Raw genomic sequence first — 18,406 nt, 5'->3', positions numbered from 1 at the left:
GGTAACGGAGAACCTCGGCAATCACCGCGACGCGTCTTTTCTCTATTGTCGTGTCGACCTGCCGGTGTCCGAGCACCATGTTACCCGGCACATCGAATGGCCGGGCAACGCCCACAGATCCAGCGCGCGGCTTCGTCGTCAGCCGCAGTGCCGCCTCCCGCACGGATGCGGAATTTCGCCGGGCGCTGCCGGATGAGGGTCGGCCGGCGCTCGTCTTTGTCCACGGCTCCAACCTCAACAACGCGGAGGCGATATCCCGCTGGCCCAGATCGTGGTGGCGTACGAGGCGCACAGGCCGGTGGTCGGCTTTTCCTGGTCCTTCTAGGACCGGGACAACGTCATGTTTTCGGGCGACGGCCTCGAAGGACTTCTGTCCGCGCTGCCCGCGCAGGATCATCGTACTCTGCTGGTAACTCATTCGATGGGCAGCAAGCTTGGTGATGGAGAGACGGCGCCAGATGTCTCCATCGGCGGGAACATCCGGTCCCTGCGTGCGCTGCCCGGGGTAGGGCTCGCCGTCCCCAGACATCGTCGATGACGCCTTTTTCAGGGGTCTCCGCATCGGTTCCTTCCCGCAACCGTTTCCCCTCATGTCATCAGGCCGGGGCGCGTCCTCGATCTCTCTGCTTTCGTCAACGAAAAGCCGACCCCAGTCGGGTCCAGCGCGAACGGGAACGGTCTGCCGGGCCCGCCCGTGAACGTCATTGATCTGTCCGGCATGCGGGGCGGGGCGTGTGGCGGACAGAACGGCGGCCTTCACCGCGCCTTCAGGCTATTTGCCTCTTGCGCGATCCCGCCCGCCGGATTCGAGGTGCGGGTGACGCCTTTCCCGGAACTCCGCCGCCCCGGGATGCGGTCTTTGGCCCCGCGCGTAATGGTTGCTTGCCGGCGCTGGATGATGCCTGTCAACGCCACCCACCCAAAAGGGCCTTCCATCCGACGTCCGCTTTCATCCATAATTCGGCCGGCGAAATTCAGTCCTCCGCGACAGGCTCCTCGCCATCGTCCAGCGCCGCGACTCCGGGCAGTACCTTGCCTTCCATCCACTCGAGGAACGCACCGCCAGCGGTTGAAATGTAAGAGAAATCCTCTGCAGCGCCAGCCCTGTTAAGGGCGGCAACCGTGTCGCCGCCGCCCGCCACAGACACCAGCTGGCCGTGCTCCGACCGCAGGGCCGCGTGCTTGGCAGCGGCGTTGGTCGCCGCATCGAAGGGGGCGATCTCGAAGGCGCCGAGCGGGCCGTTCCATATCAGCGTTTCCGCCCGGTCGATGGCCGCCTTCACCGCCTCGACCGACTCCGGTCCGGCATCGAGGATCATCGCGTCCGCCGGGCAGGCGTCGGCCGCGACGACCTCGTTTTCCGCGCCTTCCTTGAACTCGCGTGCCACCACCACGTCGACCGGCAGGATGATCTCGCAACCCGCGTCCCCGGCCTTGACGAGGATCTCACGCGCGGTCTCCGCCATCTCGTGCTCGCAAAGCGATTTGCCCACGTCCACGCCTTTGGCCGCGAGGAAGGTGTTCGCCATGCCGCCGCCGATCACCAGCATGTCGACCCTGGTAACGAGGTTGCCGAGCAGCTCCAGCTTGGTCGATACCTTCGCGCCACCGACCACGGCCAGCACCGGGCGGCGCGGCGATCCCAGCGCCGAATCCAGCGCCTCCAGTTCGCCCTGCATCAGGCGGCCCGCACAGGCAGGCAGCAGATGCGCCAATGCCTCGGTCGAGGCATGCGCGCGGTGTGCGGCAGAAAACGCGTCGTTGCAGTAGACGTCGCCCAGTTCGGCCATGGCGCGGGCCAGTTCGGGGTCGTTCGCTTCTTCACCCTTGTGAAAGCGCGTGTTCTCCAAAAGTGCCACCTGATTGTCGCCCAAGGTGTCAACGATGGCCTGCGCCGCCGGGCCGATACAGTCGGCGGCAAAGACCACCTCCGCCCCGAGCTGCGCCTCCAGCACGGGGATCAGCGGCTGCAGGCTCATGTCGTCGCGCCGCTCGCCCTTGGGGCGGCCGAAATGCGCCAGAAGCACCGGTCTGCCACCGCGCGACAGGATGTCCTGAACCGTGGGACAGATCCGTTCGATGCGGGTTGCATCCGTCACCTTGCCGTCTTCGACCGGCACGTTGATGTCGACGCGGGTCAGCACCCGTTTGCCGTCGAGGTCCATGTCGTCCAGCGTCTTCCAGGCCATGTGTCAACTCCCGTAACCAGTCGGCAACGTGTTGCCCGCTCGCGCGCCGGAGGTCAACGCTTCTTGGCTTTGCCGCCCCGCCACGATAAACCCTGCCGCAAAACCTAACGAGGAATGACCCATGGCCGAGATCAAGGATCCCGAAAACACCATCCTGATGGAGCTCAAAGGCGGCACCGTCACCATCGCGCTGATGCCCGACGTGGCACCCAAGCACACAGAGCGGATGAAGGAACTGGCCCGTGCCGGTGCCTACGACAATGTCTGCTTTCACCGTGTGATCGACGGCTTCATGGCGCAGACCGGCGACGTCGAGAATGGCAACATGGAGAAGGACTTCAACCTGCGCCGCGCTGGCACGGGCGGCTCGGACCTGCCGGACCTGCCGGCGGAATTCTCCCGCATCCCGCATGCCCGTGGGTCGCTGGGGGCGGCGCGGTCGTCCAACCCGAACTCGGCCAACGCGCAGTTCTTTATCAACTTCAAGGACAACGATTTCTTGAACGGTCAGTACACCGTCTACGGGCAGGTCATCGAGGGCATGGAGCACGTCGACGCGATCACCCGTGGCGAGCCACCCGCCAACCCCGACCGCATGATTTCTGTGAAGGTGGCCGCCGATGTTGCGTAATCTGACGCTTGCGCTCACGCTGCTGGCGTCCCCCGCCTTCGCCACCGGCCTTGAAATCGAGGTCGCGGGCGAGGATGGCCCCATGGGCACGGTCAGCATCGACCTCTTCGAGGACGTGGCACCGAAGCACGTGGAACAGATCACGGAGCTGGCCAAAGACGGCGCGTATGACGGGGTCGTCTTTCACCGCGTGATCGACGGTTTCATGGCGCAGACCGGCGATGTGGCCTTTGGCAACATGGCGAAGGACGGCTTTGACATGCGCCGCGCAGGGCAGGGCGGGTCCGACCGCCCGGACCTGCCGGCGGAATTCTCCGACCTGCCGTTCGAACGCGGCGTGGTCGGCATGGCGCGGTCGCAGAACCCCGACAGCGGAAACTCGCAGTTCTTCATCATGTTTGCTCCGGGTCATTTCCTGAACGGCCAGTACACGGTCGTTGGCGCAGTGACCGAGGGCATGGATGTGGTCGACGCCATCAAGCGCGGCCACTCGCAGTCTGGCGCCGTCGCGGGTGTGCCCGACCGCATGGAAAAGGTCTCCGTCACCGAGTGACGTTCCGCTACCGTCAATGACAAGGGGCGCCCGATCTGTCGCGGCGCCCCTTTTCCTATCCGAAGCGTGACGGGGTCGCGAACCTCCTCTGAAAATCGCGCCCGGTGCCCGGACGCTTTTTTCTGGCGCTGTGCTGTCCCTCGGGCCATCCTGACAGCCGAGTCCCTCTCCCCCGCCTTGAGGACCGAAGCCATGCCGCCCGTCCCAACCCGCGCAGTCTTGCGCGCGCTGCTCCTTATCCTCGCGACGCTTTGCGCCGGCCCTCTTGCGGCCGACCCGTCCTTCTGGAAACACGAATGGCCTGAAACCGATTTCTCGCGCACGACGGTGGACTCGTGGGCCGAGATCCTCTCTGGCGGACCGGGCAAGGACGGTATTCCGGCGCTGTCTGATCCCGCTTTTGTCGCCGCAGAGGGAGAGACCCGTATCGGCGCGATGGAACCCGTCATCACGCTGGCGATAGAAGGGGAACCAGCCCGTGCCTACCCGATCCGCTACCTGACATGGCACGAAATCGTCAACGACACGGTGGCTGGCATTCCCGTTGCCGTAACCTTTTGCCCGCTGTGCAACTCGGCGCTGGTCTTCGATCGTCGCGTGGCCGGGCAGGTACTGAGCTTTGGGGTCACCGGCAAGTTGAGAAACTCCGACATGGTCATGTACGACCGCGAAACCCAAAGCTGGTGGCAGCAGGCGCTGGGACTGGGCATCGTGGGGGATATGACCGGGCAGACCCTTCGGCAGTTGCCTGCATGGATGGATAGCTGGGGGGGCTTTCGCATGGCTTACCCCGAGGGGCGCGTGATGGCCGAACCCGAATGGAACCGCCCCTACGGCCGCAACCCCTACCGGGGCTACGACACGTCCATCCGGCCGTTTCTTTACAGCGGGGAAAACCCGCCGCAAGGCATTCCTCCCCTGATGCGTGTCGTCCGCGTGGGGGAACGTGCTTGGCCGCTGGATCGCGTCGCGGCAGAGGAACGCATCAGAGAGGCTGGGTATGCCATTGACTGGACGCCGGGACAGGCGTCCGCTCTCGACAGTGACCGGATCGCGGCAGGGCGCGACGTGGGTTCGATCCGGGTGCGCGACGCCACTGGCCGCGACGTGCCGCATGACGTTCTGTTCGCCTTCGCGTTCCACGCGTTCTGGCCCGACGGGAAGTGGATGCTCGAACCCTGATTGTCCAGAATGGATCAGAAAGTGAGAGATATGCCGATGATATCCACAAGTGGTCATCGCGAAATGTAAAATGTCAGGCGCAGAGCCTTCGCGGCAGCCAACGTGCGACAGGCGCAAGACAGCCCAGATGCAGCCATGTCCCGCCCAGCCGATGCACCTCTGCTCCGGTGCCGAGCTTGAAACGCGTCAGCCCTGGCGCGTCCTGCGCATTCAGGATTCCGAGATCGAGACGGTCGTGGCCCCGCGATGCAAGGTCACGCATGGCCTCCCAGAGCACGGCGTTCATTGCGTTCAACCGTTTTCCCCCGGCCGTGCTCTGTCCCATCTGCCATGTCGCCATGCGGCCGTGCCGCAGTACCACGGCGGCGGCAAGAAGCCGTTCATCCAGCATTGCCTCGTAGACCTGGGCCATTCCGGGATTCGCCTGACCGAAGGCCACCGCGAAGGATGGCGGCAGGCCACGATAACGCTTTGCGCGGGCCTGCTCCGTCTCCGCCGCCAGCACCCAGTGCCCGGGGACCAGGTCGGTGCGCCGCACCGTGATCCCCGTCCGCTCCGCCCGGTTCAGCCGATTGCGCCACTTCTGGCGCAGCCCGATGCGCATTTCTGCAGCCGAACGCAGGCGTAGTATTCCGAGGCTGGCCGGCGTCATCAGCGGCCAAAAGCCACCGTCACGGAGCACCTGCGAAGGGATGCCGTCCGCGTTCAGGATCAATGGACAGCCGTCGTGCCAGTGATGCCAGCGACGCACCCAGTCCTCCAGCGCTTCCGGATCGTTCGCCACGGGGCCGCGCGATACGAGGTCGACCCGCCCGAGAAAACCCATGCGGCGCGACTGCACCTGCCAGCGCAAGGTCTCCTTCTGCCGCTGTTCCCGCTTCAACAGCCGCAGTGGCAGGTTCAGCGCCGCGCAGGCGCGGGCGAACTCCGGACTTTGGGGCAGGGGCAGGGCGAGCGAGTCGGTCATTCTGTCATTAACCGGATGAAAACTTGTGAATGGCTTAATGACGGTATGAAGACTCAGGTTTCACGCGCATCGCCGCCCCGTCGCACCAGCCGCAGCGCCTACCGCAGCACTGTGGGCGCCATCGCCCCTCCGCGACCAACCGGGGCGGCGGCGCTGCTTGCCTTCGGAATTCTCGCGGTGCCGGTCCTGCTGCTGACGGTGGTTCAGGCCGTCTGGTAGCCAAGGCTGACAAACGGCGCTGACAGGCGGGCGGGCAACGAAAAAGGCGGCCCCCATCAGGGAACCGCCGCTTTCATCCGCGCGATGGAACCTTGGCGCCCGCAGGATCAGCCGAGTTTCACCAGCGCGTGGCGCTTCTTGCCAGCCGACAGCTTGATAGGCTCGGCCAGCGCGCCCGCGTCCACCATCAGTCCGGCGTCGTGTAGCCCCGCGTCGTTCATGCGCGCGCCGTCCTCGGCGATCAGGCGTTTCGCTTCCTTGCCGGACTTCGCCAGACCCGAGCGTACCAGCAGCTGCACGATGGAGATCCCCTCGGCCACCTCTTCCGCCGTCAGCACCAGCGTCGGCAGATCGTCGCCCACGCCGCCTTTCTCGAAAACCTCGCGCGCCGTTGCCTCTGCGGCCTGTGCCGCCCCCACACCGTGGCAGAGGGTTGTGACCTCGTTGGCGAGAACGATCTTGGCGTCGTTGATCTCCGAGCCCTGCAGCGCGCCCAGCCGGTCGCATTCCTCGACCGGAAGTTCGGTATACAATTTCAGGAAGCGGCCGACGTCCGCGTCCGTCGTGTTGCGCCAGAACTGCCAGAACTCGTAGGGCGAGCGCATGTCGGCGTTCAGCCAGACGGCGCCATCGGCGGATTTACCCATTTTCTTGCCGTCGCTCGTCGTCAGGAGCGGCGAGGTCAGCCCATAAATCTCATGATCCAGCACCCGGCGCGTCAGGTCGATCCCGTTGACGATATTGCCCCACTGGTCCGAACCGCCCATCTGCAACAGGCAGCCGTAGCGCCGGTTCAGTTCGAGGAAGTCGTAGGCCTGCAGGATCATGTAGTTGAATTCAAGAAACGACAGCGACTGCTCCCGGTCCAGCCGCGATTTCACCGACTCGAAGGACAGCATACGGTTGACGGAGAAGTGCCGTCCGATGTCGCGCAGGAAGTCGAGGTAGTTGAGCCCGTCCAGCCATTCGGCATTGTTCAGCATCAGCGCCGGGGTGTCGCCCTCGTAATCGAGGTACTTGGCAAAAACCTGTTTGATGCCAGCGATGTTTTCGTCGATCTGGTGGGGCGTCAGCAGCGGGCGCTCATCGGCGCGGAAGGACGGGTCGCCCACCTTCGTCGTGCCGCCGCCCATCAGCGTGATCGGCTGGTGTCCGGTCTTCTGCAACCAGCGCAGCATCATGATCTGGATCAGGCTGCCCACGTGCAGCGACTTCGCCGTGGCATCGAAGCCGATATAGCCCGGCACGCATCCCTGGCTCAGCGCGTCATCCAGCGCCTGATAATCGGTGCAGTCGGCAAGAAAGCCGCGCTCCATCATGACACGCATGAAAGCCGATTTGGGATGGTAGGTCATGGCAGGCCTCTCGTATAAAACTTCGGGCATCCTATAAGGGCCGCAGGGCACGAGGGAAAGGGCATGATGAGACAGGCGCAGATCCGGGCGGTTGGGGCGATGTCGGGGACGTCGCTTGATGGCGTCGACGCGGCGGTTGTGGTGACCGATGGCGTCACGATTTCCGAGTTCGGGGCGAGAGCCTATCGACCCTACTCGGAGGTGGAGTCCGTCGTGCTGCACGCGGCTCTGGGCCAGTGGCAGGATGCGGACCTGTCGGAGGCGGCGGACGTGGTGCACCGCGCCCATATCGATGTTCTGACAGGGCTCGACGCCGATCTCGTGGGGTTTCACGGCCAGACGCTGGCGCATGACCCGCGCGGGCGCGGCACGCATCAGTTGGGTGACGGAGCCGTTCTGGCGGAAGCATTGGGTCGCCCGGTGGTCTGGGACTTCCGCTCGGCGGATGTGGCGCTTGGCGGCGAGGGCGCGCCTCTGGCGCCGTTTTTCCACTGGGCCTGCGCGCAATGGATCGGCGCGAAAGAGCCGCTGTGCTTTCTCAACCTCGGTGGCGTGGGGAACCTGACCTGGGTCGATCCACGCGCGGCAAAGCCCGAGACGCCCGGCGCGCTGCTCGCCTTTGATACCGGCCCGGCCAATGCGCCCCTCAACGACCTGATGCGCCGCCGCCGCGGGCAGCCCTATGACGCGGACGGCGCGCTGGCCCGGCAGGGGCTGGTGGAGGATGGCGCGCTGGAACTATTCCTCGGTGAACCCTATTTCCGAAGAATGCCGCCCAAGTCCCTGGACCGGGACGATTTTTCGTTGATGCTGGATCTGGTTCACGAACTGAGCGACGCCGATGCGGCGGCGACGATGACCGCCATGGCGGCCTCTTCCGTGATGGTCGGGATGGAGCATTGCCCGAAACCCCCTGCACGGCTGCTGGTAACCGGCGGCGGGCGCAAGAACCCTGTCATGATGGACATGCTGCGCGCAGGTCTCGATTGCCCGGTAGAGCCGGTGGAGGCCGCAGGTCTCGACGGAGACATGTTGGAGGCGCAGGCCTTCGCCTATCTCGCGGTGCGGGTGAGGCGCGGGCTGCCGACATCGGCGCCGGGCACCACGGGCGTGGCGGCGCCGGTTGGCGGCGGGCAGGTCAGCCGTCCGGACGCAATGCCTGCCGAACAGGAAACCGGGCGACGCGCCGGTAAAAATTAACTTCGGCTTAACCACCTGGGACCTATGAGGAAGCGCACTCCTGCCGTCTTGTCCCTGCGCCCTGTCCTGCGGATCGGGCACGCTGGCTTTGGACTGGGGAGGGCGACCCGTTCCCGGCTGTGCAGGGGCTTGCGGGAGCGGACGATGCAAAAGGCCGGGCAGATGTTTTTGCCCATTGTCATTTGATGCGTCCGCACCTTATGTTGACGGACAGGCTGCCGCGCCATTCGGGCGCCAGCCAGACAGTTTCGCTGCGACGGACCCGCGCCACATGGTGCCCCGTGGCAGAGCGATTGGGTCCCGAGAAGCGCGGGCGGACCGAGGTCCGCAGCACTTCGGAGGCCGATGAACCGGCCCTAGCCACGCGGACCCCGACGGGGCCGCCACAGGCGACAGGCTTAAAGCGGGCGCCGATCACGGAGTATGCGTGATACAGGCGTCGGAGAGAACCGCGATGACGCGCACGGCGCAGCAAAGGCACGAGGGCAGGAGCGGAAACGCCGTCCTCGCTTCATGCGCCGGCCCGTCACAATTCGCCCAGACAAGACACGCCTCACGCAACCTTGCGCCACCCGGTTCAGGGGGGCTTGCGGCGCGCATCAAGGATACATGGCAAAGAAAATGCTTATTGACGCCACCCACGCGGAAGAGACCCGCGTCGTGGTGGTGGACGGAAACAAGGTCGAGGAGTTCGACTTTGAATCGGAGAACAAGCGCCAGCTGGCTGGCAACATCTACCTCGCAAAGGTAACGCGCGTAGAGCCGTCCTTGCAGGCGGCTTTCGTGGACTACGGTGGCAATCGCCACGGTTTCCTCGCATTCTCGGAGATCCATCCCGATTACTACCAGATCCCCGTCGCCGACCGTAAGGCGCTGATGGAGGAGGAGGCCGCGCTCGCCGCAGCCGCCGAGGAAGAAGAAGACAAACCGAAGCGCGCGTCCCGCTCGCGGTCGCGAAAGAAGTCCTCGCCGAAGCCCAAGCCTTCGGAGAAGACGACGGAGGCTATCGCGTCGCAGGACGACCAGCGCGAGATCTCCGGCATGGAGACGATCGACCTCAGTGACGGTGAAGAGACGGAGGCCGTGGCCGAAGCGGGTGCTCCGGGCGAGGGACTCTCTCCCATGACCACCGTGAACGAGGCGCCGATCGGCGAGCCGGTGGAGTCCATCGAATCGGATGGCTCCGAGGCCGAAGCCCCGGCATCCGTTCAGACAAGTTCCCCCGCCGCAGAGGCCGTTCCGGTCGATGCGGAGCCTGCCGCCCCGGTGGCAGCACCGGAGACGGTGGCGGAAGAAACCTCCGAACCCGCAGTCGACGCTCAGGCAGACCAGCCGCCAGCCGGAGAGGCGTCCGGAACCGACTCCGAAGAAGGCGGCTCCGAAGAGAGCGCGGCCCCACAGCGCCCGATGGCGGCTGCCTCGGACGATGACGCGCTGGTTGTCAGCGCGGAGCCCGGCGAAACCGCCGAGGACGGCGACGCCTCCGACGAGGATGACGATGAGGAGGACGACAGTAACGACGCTTCCGCGCGCGACGAATCCATCGAATCCGTGGCCGACGACGACACCCACGAGGACATTCGCCCCGTGCGCAAGCCGTCCCGTGCACGTCGCTACAAGATTCAGGAAGTCATCAAGGTCCGCCAGATCATGCTGGTCCAGGTGGTCAAGGAAGAGCGCGGCAACAAGGGCGCGGCGCTTACGACCTACCTCAGCCTCGCGGGTCGCTACTGCGTCCTGATGCCCAACACGGCGCGCGGAGGCGGCATCTCGCGCAAGATCACCAACGCGACCGACCGTTCCAAGCTGAAGGCCATCGCCAACGAGATCGACGTGCCCAAGGGCGCGGGCCTGATCATCCGCACCGCTGGCGCCAAGCGCACGAAGACGGAGATCAAGCGCGACTACGAATACCTGCAGCGCCTCTGGGAGCAGATCCGCGAACTGACGCTGAAATCCATCGCGCCGGCGAAGATCTATGAAGAAGGCGACCTGATCAAACGCTCGATCCGCGACCTGTACTCGCGCGAGATCGACGAGGTGCTGGTGGAGGGCGAGCGTGGCTACCGCGTGGCCAAGGACTTCATGAAGATGATCATGCCGTCCCACGCCAAGAACGTGAAGCACTACGTCGAGCCCATGCCGCTGTTCGCGCGCTTTCAGGTCGAATCGTACCTGGGCGGGATGTTCAACCCGACCGTGCAACTGAAATCCGGCGGTTACATCGTCATCGGTGTGACCGAGGCGCTCGTTGCCATCGACGTGAACTCCGGCCGTGCGACCAAAGAAGGCTCCATCGAGGAGACCGCGCTGAAGACCAACCTGGAGGCCGCCGAAGAGGTTGCCCGCCAGCTGCGTCTGCGCGACCTCGCCGGCCTGATCGTCATCGACTTCATCGACATGGACGAGCGCAAGAACAACGCCGCCGTCGAGAAGAAGCTGAAGGACAAGCTGAAGACCGATCGCGCACGCATTCAGGTTGGCCGCATCTCGGGCTTCGGCCTGCTGGAGATGTCGCGACAGCGCCTGCGCCCCGGTATGATCGAGGCAACGACGCAGCCCTGCGCCGCCTGCCACGGCACGGGGCTGATCCGATCCGACGACAACATGGCGCTGCAGATCCTGCGCCAGATCGAGGAAGAGGGCGTCCGGCGGCGGTCGCGTGAGGTTCTGGTAAAATGCCCGGTGGGTATCGCCAACTACCTGATGAACCAGAAGCGCGAACACGTCGCCATGATCGAGGCACGCTATGGCATGGCCGTCCGTATCGAGGGCGACGTTCATCTGATCGCGCCGGATTTCTCGCTGGAGAAGTTCAAGACCGCGACGCGCTCCGTACCGGAGCCCGCGTCGCATGTGGTGTCGGTCGACACCTCGCTGATGGACCTCGTGGATGAGGAAGGTCAGTACGACGAGGACGCTGAAATCGCTGAAGAAGAGCCGGAGGTCGAGGAGACCACGGACAAGAGCGCGAACGAGAAAGCGCCGGCCCCCGCCTCCGAAGACGGCGAAGAGAAGCCGAAGAAAAAGCGTCGGCGTCGCCGCCGTCGGTCGTCCAAATCGAAGGACGGCGAGAACGGTGACGATCAGTCCGATAATGGCGATTCTTCCGATGAGGAGAGCGGTTCGGATGAATCCGCATCGGAAACGGATGGCGCGGAGGCTGGCTCCGACGAGGGCGAGGCAAAGAAAAAGCCAAGCCGTACGCGGTCGCGGTCCCGCTCACGCTCCCGGTCGAAGGCTTCCGATACCCAGGAGCCGGAAACCACGCAGCCGACCGGAGAGGCTCCCGCCACTGACGTGACGGAAGAGGCCCCGGCTGAGGTTGCAGCGGCGCCTGTCGCGGAAGCGGTCGCCGATATGGCGCAGTCGGAAGCCCCGGTCGAAACGCCGGTGGCGGAAACCGCACCGGAGGGTCCGGCCGAAAGCACACCCGCCCCGGTCGAGGCGGAGGCACCTGTCGCTGCCGAAGAGGCCCCGGCCCAATCGGCACCCGCCGCCGAGCTGGGCGAAAACGGCGAGGGCGAGATCGCAGAGAAGGCCCGTCCGGCCCGCACCCGCGTGAAGGCCTCTGACTACGTGGCCCAGATGGCCCCGAGTGAAGAGGCGACCGCCGAGGCCGAACCGCAGCCTGAGACCCCGGCAGAGCCGATTGCCGAAGCCGCTCCAGCCGAAGCGCAGCCGACTGAAACCGCCCATGCGGAATCGCAATCGGCTGAAGCGCAATCGGCCGAAGCAGCGCCCTCCGAAGCGCAGGCACAGTCCGCCGAAGAAGAACCGAAGACCAAGCGTCGCGGCTGGTGGTCGCTGGGCCGGTAAGCCCGCTCGGACCGCAATGACAAAGGCCCGCGTCCTTCCGGCGCGGGCCTTTTCCGTTTACTTCAACGGGGTGACCCGCCGGAGCGTCAGCCCTTCACGATGGTCCAGATCATCGCCGCGCCATTCTCGCCGGCGTCCTGCAGCGTGTGTCCGGCCTCGGCACAGAAATGCGGAATGTCAATAACGGCGGCGGGGTCGTCGGTGGTGACGATCAGCACATCACCGGAAGAAAGCGCCATAAGGCGCTTGCGCGCCTTCAGGACAGGAAGAGGGCACAGCAGCCCCGTGGCATCGAGTTCATGTGTCATGACCGCCGATCTATCCGTGATGTGACAACGCGTCCACGGGCTTGTGACCGCAGGACGCGTGACGGCATGACGCGGATGCCCTAAGCCTGCTCCCATGTTTGGAATCGAGATCATAGACGCGTCGCTCCTCCCCGCCATGCTGGTTGCGCTGGTGGCCGGGATCGTATCCTTCCTCAGCCCCTGCGTTCTGCCTATCGTGCCGCCCTATCTGGCCTTCATGTCGGGAGTCAGTATGGGCGAAATGCAGGAGGGGCGCGCGCGTGGCCGGGTTGCACTGGCGGCGCTGTTCTTCGTTCTCGGGTTGTCCACGGTCTTCGTCCTGCTGGGCTTCACCGCCTCGTGGCTGGGGTCGTTCTTCCTTCAGAACCAAGTGCTTCTGGGGCGCATCGCGGGCGTTCTGGTGATCGTCTTCGGTCTGCATTTCCTTGGCGTTTTCCGGATCGGTTTCCTCGACCGCGAGGCGAGGATGGATGCGGGCGATGCCGGTGGGTCTGCCTTTGGCGCCTATCTTCTGGGGCTGGCCTTCGCCTTTGGGTGGACGCCCTGCATCGGCCCGCAACTGGGCGCGATCCTGTCGCTGGCGGCAACCGAGAGTTCCGTGGCGCGCGGCACCGCGCTGCTTGGTGTTTACGCGGCGGGGCTGGGCATTCCCTTCCTGCTTGCGGCGCTGTTCCTGAGCCGAGCCATGGGCCTGATGAACCGCATGAAGCGCCACATGCGGATGATCGAACGGGTCATGGGGGCGCTGCTGATCGTTGTGGGGCTGGCACTGGTGACCGGGGCCTTCTCGGCGTTTTCCTTCTGGCTGCTCGACACTTTTCCAGGGCTGGCGACACTGGGCTGACCGCTGGGCTGACGGTCGGATCGGGGGCCGGGTTTTCACGGAAAAATCCCGCCGGACCGCGCCTTACTCTCGCCGGAAAACTGCGTTAACCTTGGCTCAAAGAGGCGAGGCATGGCAGAGCAGTCCGCAGATTGTCAAACCGGCAGGGTGGCCAGGCGCCGGGTGTTCTACATTCCGGGCTACGATCCGATTCACCCCCGCCGCTACCGCGAACTCTACCGCAAGGAAGGCGCCGCGCAGGCAGAGATTTCGGGCTACGCGCTGTCGCTCCGGGCAAAGCGCACCGGAGGCGCCTACGGTTGGCATGTCCAGAGCGCGCAGGACGGCGCGGAGGTCAACGCCGATGTGGAAGTGCTTGTCTGGTCCGACATCGTTCGTGACAGCATGTCGAGCACGATCCCTGCCACCTATGGGCAGCTTGTGCGTACGGCGTGGGAATACATCGCGACAGGCACGCTTTTTCGGCTGATGCGGCTGCGCAAGGGTCCGGTGATCGCGGCGCTGTACCCGGTTGGCGCCCTGTTGTTGCAGCTTGCTCTGGCGCTGGCTCTCGGCTGGCTTGCATTCACAGCGGTGGCGTTCGCGGCAGGATGGGTCATCGGGAACTGGTCGGTCTACCCGGCGGTCTTGATTGGCGCCGGGCTGGCCTGGGCGGTGTTGCGCTGGTTCAAAGCGAAGGACGGCAAGCTTTTTGCCTACTACCTGATGCACGACTACGCCTATGCCGCGCGCTGGCATGGCGCAAACCCGCCCGCTCTTGAGGCGCGGATGGCCGAGTTTGGCGACACTATCGCCGAGGCCTTGGCGCAGGACTGGGACGAGGTGCTGGTCGTCGGCCATTCCTCTGGCGCGCATCTCGCCGTTTCTGTCCTGGCCGACCTGATCCGCGCGGGCAAGGTGCCACCCAAAGGCCCCGCGCTTGGTTTCCTCAGCCTCGGGCAAGTCGCGCCGATGGTTTCCTTCCTGCGCGACGCGTGGCGGTTGCGCGCCGATCTTCAATACCTTTCCGCGCGCGCGGAGCTGACATGGATCGACGTCACCGCGCCCGGCGACGGCTGTGCCTTTGCGCTGTGCGATCCGGTCAGCGTCTCCGGTGTCGCGCCACAGGGTAAACGCTGGCCGCTGGTCTTTTCAGCGCAGTTCACCCGATCGCTGAGCCCGGAACGCTGGAAGGCGCTGCGTTGGAAGTTCTTCCGCCTGCATTTCCAGTACCTCTGCGCCTTTGACCGGCCACTGGATTACGACTATTTCCGCATAACCGCAGGCCCGCTGACGCTGGCCGCGCGCTACGCCGACCGCCCGCCCTCGGCGAGCCGCATCGACCACGCCGTGTCCCGCTACACGAGCACCGCGCCATGATCCCGCCAAAGCCCGCCGCGCGGCCCGACCGTGTTTCCCTCTGGCACTACGTCAGGCTTTTTCGGCAGGACATCCTGTCTGCACAGCCCGCGAGGCTGTATCGCGCATGGATGGCGGAGTTCCGCACGCCCTTTTTCCGGTCCTACCTGCTGAACCAGCCGGATCTGATAGCAGAGGTCCTAAAGCGCCGGCCGATGGATTTTCCGAAATCCGACCGCATCGGGGCCGGCCTCAGACCGCTGCTGGGCGACTCGGTTTTCCTGACGAACGGCGAGATGTGGAAGCGGCAAAGACGCATCATCGATCCCGCCTTCGAAGGCGGGCGGCTGAAGGAAACCTTCCCCGCCATGGTCGCCGCAGCACAGGCCGCGCGCGCAAGGTTGACGGAACGCGCGGGTAAGGTGGTGGAAATCGAGGCGGAGGCCAGCCACGCCGCCGCCGATGTGATCTTTCGCACGCTGTTCTCCATCCCGATCGAGGACGCGCTGGCCTCGCAGGTTTTCCGCGAATTTCGCGCCTACCAGCGAACGCAACCGATCCTGAACCTGGCTGCCTTCATCCCCGGCCCGCGCTGGATGCCGCGATTCTTCCGTCGGGATACGAAGTCGGCCGCCCGCCGCATCCGGGCCCTCATCGGTCAGCTGACCGACGCGCGTGCTGCCGAGATCGCCAAAGGCACCGCGCCCGACGACCTCGCGACCAAGATCATGACCACGCGCGACCCCGAAACGGGGGAGACCTTCAGCCCCTCGGAGATGGTCGACCAGGTGGCGATTTTCTTCCTCGCCGGGCACGAGACCTCCGCCTCCGCGCTTGGCTGGGCGCTATACCTCATGGCGCTCAAGCCGGAGTGGCAGGACCGGCTGGCCGAAGAGGCGCGCTTGGGGCTGGTGGAGTGCAGCTTTGCAGAGGTGGCGAAACTGCGCCTCAGCCGGGATGTCTTCCGCGAAACGCTGCGCCTGTATCCGCCGGTGCCGATGATGGTGCGAGAGACGACTTGTCCCGAACGGTTCCGAGACCGCGACATTCCCACGGGTGCGCAGATGGTGCTTAGCCCGTGGCACCTGCATCGCCACGAACGCCTGTGGGAAAACCCCGACGCCTTTGATCCTGCCCGCTGGCAGACGGAAAACGGCCAGCGCTGCGGGCGCGAGGCATACATCCCATTCTCGGCGGGTCCACGCGTCTGCACGGGGGCCGGTTTCGCCATGATCGAGGGGGTGCTGCTGCTCTCCCTCATCCTGCGGGATCTTCGGGTCAGCCGCGTCGAAGGCCGCGACCCGGTACCCGAAGCGCATCTGACCGTCCGCGCGCGCGACGGGATCTGGCTGCGGATCGATCCCCGCTGACGGGTTTTGCGTAGGGGCTTTGTATGCGCCTACCGCCACCAACAGAAAGCAGGGCGCTGGTTCCCGTTTCTCCTTGGGGCAAAATACTCACGTCCGGCGTCGCCGCAGGACACGCGGGCCGGGGAGGCGCGCGTCCTTTGCAACGTTTAGCGTTAACAGCCTGATCTCCCTCTAGGTTTGCGCGCCAAACCGGGTTAACCGGAAGCAAACCAGTTTTGACCGGGAGTGGCATGATGGCGAGCGACGCGTTCCAGCAGATGAAACAGCAGATGGCCGAGGGGCAGGGCTTCATCGCCGCGCTCGATCAGTCGGGCGGCTCCACGCCGAAGGCGCTGGCGCTTTATGGCGTGACCGAAGACATGTACGACGGCGACGCGGCCATGTTCGACGAGATCCATCAGATGCGGACGCGGATCATCACTGCGCCGGACTTTACAAAGCAGAAGGTGCTGGGCGCGATCCTCTTCGAACGCACCATGCGCGGCGAAGTCGCTGGCAAGCCGACGGCCCAGGCGCTCTGGGAGGATCGGGGCATCGTTCCCTTCCTCAAGATCGACAAGGGGCTGGAAGCCGAGGCTGACGGCGTGCAGATGATGAAGCCGATTCGGGGCCTTGAAGACACGCTGAAGGAGGCGGCGGCTTTCGGGATCTTCGGCACGAAGGAGCGTTCAGTGATCCAGGAGGCCAATGCGAAGGGCATCGCAGCCGTTGTGGCGCAGCAGTTCGAGGTGGGCCGCACGGTTCTGTCCTGCGGGCTGGTGCCGATCCTGGAACCGGAGGTGAACATAAAGTCCGCCACCAAAGCCAAGGCGGAGGAAATCCTGAAAGCGGAGATCGCCAAGCACCTCGACACGCTGGAGGACGGGCAGGACGTCATGCTGAAGCTGACCATCCCGACTGTCGACGGGCTGTATGATTCGCTGGCTGATCACCCGCGCGTTGTGCGCGTGGTGGCGCTCTCGGGCGGCTATTCCACCGACGAGGCCTGTGCCCGTCTGGCGCGTCAGCCAAAGATGATCGCCTCTTTCAGCCGGGCTCTGACCGAGGGCCTGTCAAAGCAGATGCCCGATACGGATTTCAACGCGGCTCTGGGGGCGAACATCGACCAGATTTACAAGGCCTCGGTCTAAGCCGGAAACAGAAAACTCCGGCACCTCTGAATGACCCCGCATGGCTCCGCCGTGCGGGGGTTCATGGTTTCCGCATGGGGTGGGCGCGGTTGCGCCCGCGCGATCAACCTTACGCTGACCGCGCCCGCCAATCCGCCAGACTGCGCCCCGGTTCGTTGACGAAAAGCGAGGGCAGGGGCCGCATCTCCTCCACCCGGTCCATGCGGAAGGTGAGAAAGTCACGCAGCGTTTCCGACCATGCCACGCAGGTCCAGACGCGGCCAAAATAGTCCAGCGCCAGCGGTCTCAGGTCGTGCGCCGTGCCCGCAATGACCACGCGCAGTTTCTGCCGCGCGCGGATGGCCGCGCGAATGGCAGGCATGTGCACGAAGCCGCGTGCGGCATCCGCGAAAGCATCGGTGGCAAAGCCGAAGGGCGCGGGTGTCTGGCCGGCTTCTTCTGGCAGCACGGCGTCGATCTTGGCGGCGAGCGCGCGGGCGGCGGCGGCCTGCTCCGGCATTTCGGAAGCACCGAGCGCGGCGAGCGCAAGGTGCAACGCCTCCAGTTCGGCCTCCGTCAGGTTCAGGGGCGGCAGGGTGATTGCGGCCTGCACCGTGTAACCGTAGCCTCGCGTGCCCTCTACCGGCACGCCGGAGGCGGCCAGAACCTCCATGTCGCGGTAGATCGTGCGTACCGACACGCCGAGATCCTGTGCCAGCGCCTCGGCCGTGTGCAGCCGCCCGTCGCGCAGGCGCTGCGTGATGGCATAGAGGCGGTCCTTGCGTGTGGTCGGCGGAGTGGTGGGCCGTGTTGGGGGCCGTGTCGGGGGCCGTGTCGGGGGCGGGGTCATGAGGCTGCCTTTGCGCGGGGCTTTGCTGCGTCCGCTGACGCTTTTGCTTGGGCTCAGTCAGGGACATACTGACAGAAACCCGACAACTGACAACCTCATGACACATACGCCTGCGTGAGCGGTCGGTTTGGTGCTTTCCCCGCCGCGCGGCATGCCGTATTCAACAACTCGAATTTCCGGACGGGGCCGCGTGCCCGGGTCCGCCAGACAACCTTCATACGGAGACAATCCCATGGGTATCGGAAACATCGGCCTTCCTGGCCTCCTCCTGATCGCCGTCGTCGTGCTGGTTCTTTTCGGCCGCGGCAAGATCTCTTCGCTGATGGGCGAAGTGGGCAAGGGCATCACCGCCTTCAAGCAAGGCGTGAGCGAAGGGTCCAAGGAAATCGAGGACCAGAAGGCAGACGAGGCCACGGACGTGACGCCGGCGCCGGCTCCGGCCGACGAGACCAAGGACAAGGTGTAACCCTTC

16 protein-coding genes are annotated in these 18,406 nt (G+C 65.2%); 11 read left to right on the top strand and 5 right to left on the bottom strand.

The annotated features are described in order from the left end of the window. Positions 1-974: 974 nt before the first annotated feature. Entirely contained in the window at positions 975-2,189 is a 1,215-nt protein-coding gene (locus J5474_RS00525; RefSeq protein WP_209358395.1) for a phosphoglycerate kinase, read from the bottom strand. 121 nt (positions 2,190-2,310) lie between these two features. On the opposite strand from J5474_RS00525, the gene J5474_RS00520 reads away from it, so the two are divergent. The 3 genes from J5474_RS00520 (at position 2,311) to J5474_RS00510 (ending at position 4,555) form a co-directional block, all read left to right on the top strand. Then, a complete protein-coding gene (locus J5474_RS00520) occupies positions 2,311-2,820 on the top strand; it encodes a peptidylprolyl isomerase (protein WP_209358394.1) in 510 nt (169 codons plus the stop codon). Further along, positions 2,810-3,373, top strand: a complete 564-nt coding sequence (locus J5474_RS00515) for a peptidylprolyl isomerase (protein ID WP_209358393.1) — start codon at positions 2,810-2,812, stop codon at positions 3,371-3,373. The genes J5474_RS00520 and J5474_RS00515 overlap by 11 nt, the downstream gene beginning before the upstream one ends. Before the next feature lie 192 nt (positions 3,374-3,565). Then, positions 3,566-4,555, top strand: a complete 990-nt coding sequence (locus J5474_RS00510; RefSeq protein WP_209358392.1) for a DUF3179 domain-containing protein — start codon at positions 3,566-3,568, stop codon at positions 4,553-4,555. 73 nt (positions 4,556-4,628) lie between these two features. Here J5474_RS00510 and J5474_RS00505 read toward each other — a convergent pair whose 3' ends face one another. Continuing rightward, a complete protein-coding gene (locus J5474_RS00505) occupies positions 4,629-5,522 on the bottom strand; it encodes a GNAT family N-acetyltransferase (RefSeq protein ID WP_209358391.1) in 894 nt (297 codons plus the stop codon). A gap of 45 nt (positions 5,523-5,567) precedes the next feature. Between J5474_RS00505 and J5474_RS00500 the strand changes: the two genes are divergently transcribed. Beyond that, a complete protein-coding gene (locus J5474_RS00500) occupies positions 5,568-5,741 on the top strand; it encodes a hypothetical protein (RefSeq protein WP_209358390.1) in 174 nt (57 codons plus the stop codon). 107 nt (positions 5,742-5,848) lie between these two features. Here the strand turns inward: J5474_RS00500 and tyrS are convergent, their stop codons facing one another. Beyond that, positions 5,849-7,096: a tyrosine--tRNA ligase gene (gene tyrS / locus J5474_RS00495; protein WP_209358389.1), complete on the bottom strand. Its 1,248-nt coding sequence runs from the start codon at positions 7,094-7,096 to the stop codon at positions 5,849-5,851. A 63-nt stretch (positions 7,097-7,159) separates the two neighbouring features. On the opposite strand from tyrS, the gene J5474_RS00490 reads away from it, so the two are divergent. Further along, a complete protein-coding gene (locus J5474_RS00490) occupies positions 7,160-8,296 on the top strand; it encodes an anhydro-N-acetylmuramic acid kinase (RefSeq protein ID WP_209358388.1) in 1,137 nt (378 codons plus the stop codon). A 609-nt stretch (positions 8,297-8,905) separates the two neighbouring features. After that, a complete protein-coding gene (locus J5474_RS00485; RefSeq protein WP_209358387.1) occupies positions 8,906-12,115 on the top strand; it encodes an Rne/Rng family ribonuclease in 3,210 nt (1,069 codons plus the stop codon). Positions 12,116-12,201: 86 nt separating this feature from the next. Here the strand turns inward: J5474_RS00485 and J5474_RS00480 are convergent, their stop codons facing one another. After that, complete coding sequence (locus J5474_RS00480; protein ID WP_209358386.1) at positions 12,202-12,423, bottom strand: sulfurtransferase TusA family protein; 222 nt, start codon at positions 12,421-12,423, stop codon at positions 12,202-12,204. 94 nt (positions 12,424-12,517) lie between these two features. Here J5474_RS00480 and J5474_RS00475 point away from each other — a divergent pair, with 94 nt between their 5' ends. The 4 genes from J5474_RS00475 (at position 12,518) to J5474_RS00460 (ending at position 17,105) form a co-directional block, all read left to right on the top strand. Continuing rightward, entirely contained in the window at positions 12,518-13,267 is a 750-nt protein-coding gene (locus J5474_RS00475; RefSeq protein ID WP_209358385.1) for a cytochrome c biogenesis CcdA family protein, read from the top strand. Between the two features lie 111 nt (positions 13,268-13,378). Then, positions 13,379-14,626, top strand: coding sequence for a hypothetical protein (locus tag J5474_RS00470; RefSeq protein WP_209358384.1), 1,248 nt, complete (start codon positions 13,379-13,381; stop codon positions 14,624-14,626). Then, entirely contained in the window at positions 14,623-15,975 is a 1,353-nt protein-coding gene (locus J5474_RS00465; protein WP_209358383.1) for a cytochrome P450, read from the top strand. Before J5474_RS00470 ends, J5474_RS00465 begins: the two co-directional genes overlap by 4 nt. A gap of 230 nt (positions 15,976-16,205) precedes the next feature. Further along, the gene (locus tag J5474_RS00460) at positions 16,206-17,105 is read left to right on the top strand and encodes a fructose bisphosphate aldolase (RefSeq protein WP_425342851.1); all 900 of its coding nucleotides are present in this window, start codon (positions 16,206-16,208) and stop codon (positions 17,103-17,105) included. 109 nt (positions 17,106-17,214) lie between these two features. Here J5474_RS00460 and J5474_RS00455 read toward each other — a convergent pair whose 3' ends face one another. Continuing rightward, positions 17,215-17,934, bottom strand: coding sequence for a helix-turn-helix transcriptional regulator (locus J5474_RS00455; protein WP_209358381.1), 720 nt, complete (start codon positions 17,932-17,934; stop codon positions 17,215-17,217). Positions 17,935-18,166: 232 nt separating this feature from the next. On the opposite strand from J5474_RS00455, the gene J5474_RS00450 reads away from it, so the two are divergent. Further along, positions 18,167-18,400 (top strand): twin-arginine translocase TatA/TatE family subunit, encoded by a 234-nt coding sequence (locus tag J5474_RS00450; RefSeq protein WP_209358380.1) that lies wholly within the window; start codon positions 18,167-18,169, stop codon positions 18,398-18,400. Positions 18,401-18,406: the final 6 nt, after the last annotated feature.

It is taken from the genome of Sagittula salina (assembly GCF_017813235.1).
Classification (GTDB): domain Bacteria; phylum Pseudomonadota; class Alphaproteobacteria; order Rhodobacterales; family Rhodobacteraceae; genus Sagittula; species Sagittula salina.
This window is presented reverse-complemented; position numbering and strand designations above follow the sequence as displayed.

Bases quoted from the DNA above. Each gene is read 5' to 3' on its own strand.
- J5474_RS00525 (WP_209358395.1), bottom strand. From the start codon at position 2,189: ATGGCCTGGAAGACGCTGGACGACATGGACCTCGACGGCAAACGGGTG.
- J5474_RS00520 (WP_209358394.1), top strand. From the start codon at position 2,311: ATGGCCGAGATCAAGGATCCCGAAAACACCATCCTGATGGAGCTCAAA.
- J5474_RS00515 (WP_209358393.1), top strand. From the start codon at position 2,810: ATGTTGCGTAATCTGACGCTTGCGCTCACGCTGCTGGCGTCCCCCGCC.
- J5474_RS00510 (WP_209358392.1), top strand. From the start codon at position 3,566: ATGCCGCCCGTCCCAACCCGCGCAGTCTTGCGCGCGCTGCTCCTTATC.
- J5474_RS00505 (WP_209358391.1), bottom strand. From the start codon at position 5,522: ATGACCGACTCGCTCGCCCTGCCCCTGCCCCAAAGTCCGGAGTTCGCC.
- J5474_RS00500 (WP_209358390.1), top strand. From the start codon at position 5,568: ATGAAGACTCAGGTTTCACGCGCATCGCCGCCCCGTCGCACCAGCCGC.
- tyrS (WP_209358389.1), bottom strand. From the start codon at position 7,096: ATGACCTACCATCCCAAATCGGCTTTCATGCGTGTCATGATGGAGCGC.
- J5474_RS00490 (WP_209358388.1), top strand. From the start codon at position 7,160: ATGATGAGACAGGCGCAGATCCGGGCGGTTGGGGCGATGTCGGGGACG.
- J5474_RS00485 (WP_209358387.1), top strand. From the start codon at position 8,906: ATGGCAAAGAAAATGCTTATTGACGCCACCCACGCGGAAGAGACCCGC.
- J5474_RS00480 (WP_209358386.1), bottom strand. From the start codon at position 12,423: ATGACACATGAACTCGATGCCACGGGGCTGCTGTGCCCTCTTCCTGTC.
- J5474_RS00475 (WP_209358385.1), top strand. From the start codon at position 12,518: ATGTTTGGAATCGAGATCATAGACGCGTCGCTCCTCCCCGCCATGCTG.
- J5474_RS00470 (WP_209358384.1), top strand. From the start codon at position 13,379: ATGGCAGAGCAGTCCGCAGATTGTCAAACCGGCAGGGTGGCCAGGCGC.
- J5474_RS00465 (WP_209358383.1), top strand. From the start codon at position 14,623: ATGATCCCGCCAAAGCCCGCCGCGCGGCCCGACCGTGTTTCCCTCTGG.
- J5474_RS00460 (WP_425342851.1), top strand. From the start codon at position 16,206: ATGATGGCGAGCGACGCGTTCCAGCAGATGAAACAGCAGATGGCCGAG.
- J5474_RS00455 (WP_209358381.1), bottom strand. From the start codon at position 17,934: ATGACCCCGCCCCCGACACGGCCCCCGACACGGCCCCCAACACGGCCC.
- J5474_RS00450 (WP_209358380.1), top strand. From the start codon at position 18,167: ATGGGTATCGGAAACATCGGCCTTCCTGGCCTCCTCCTGATCGCCGTC.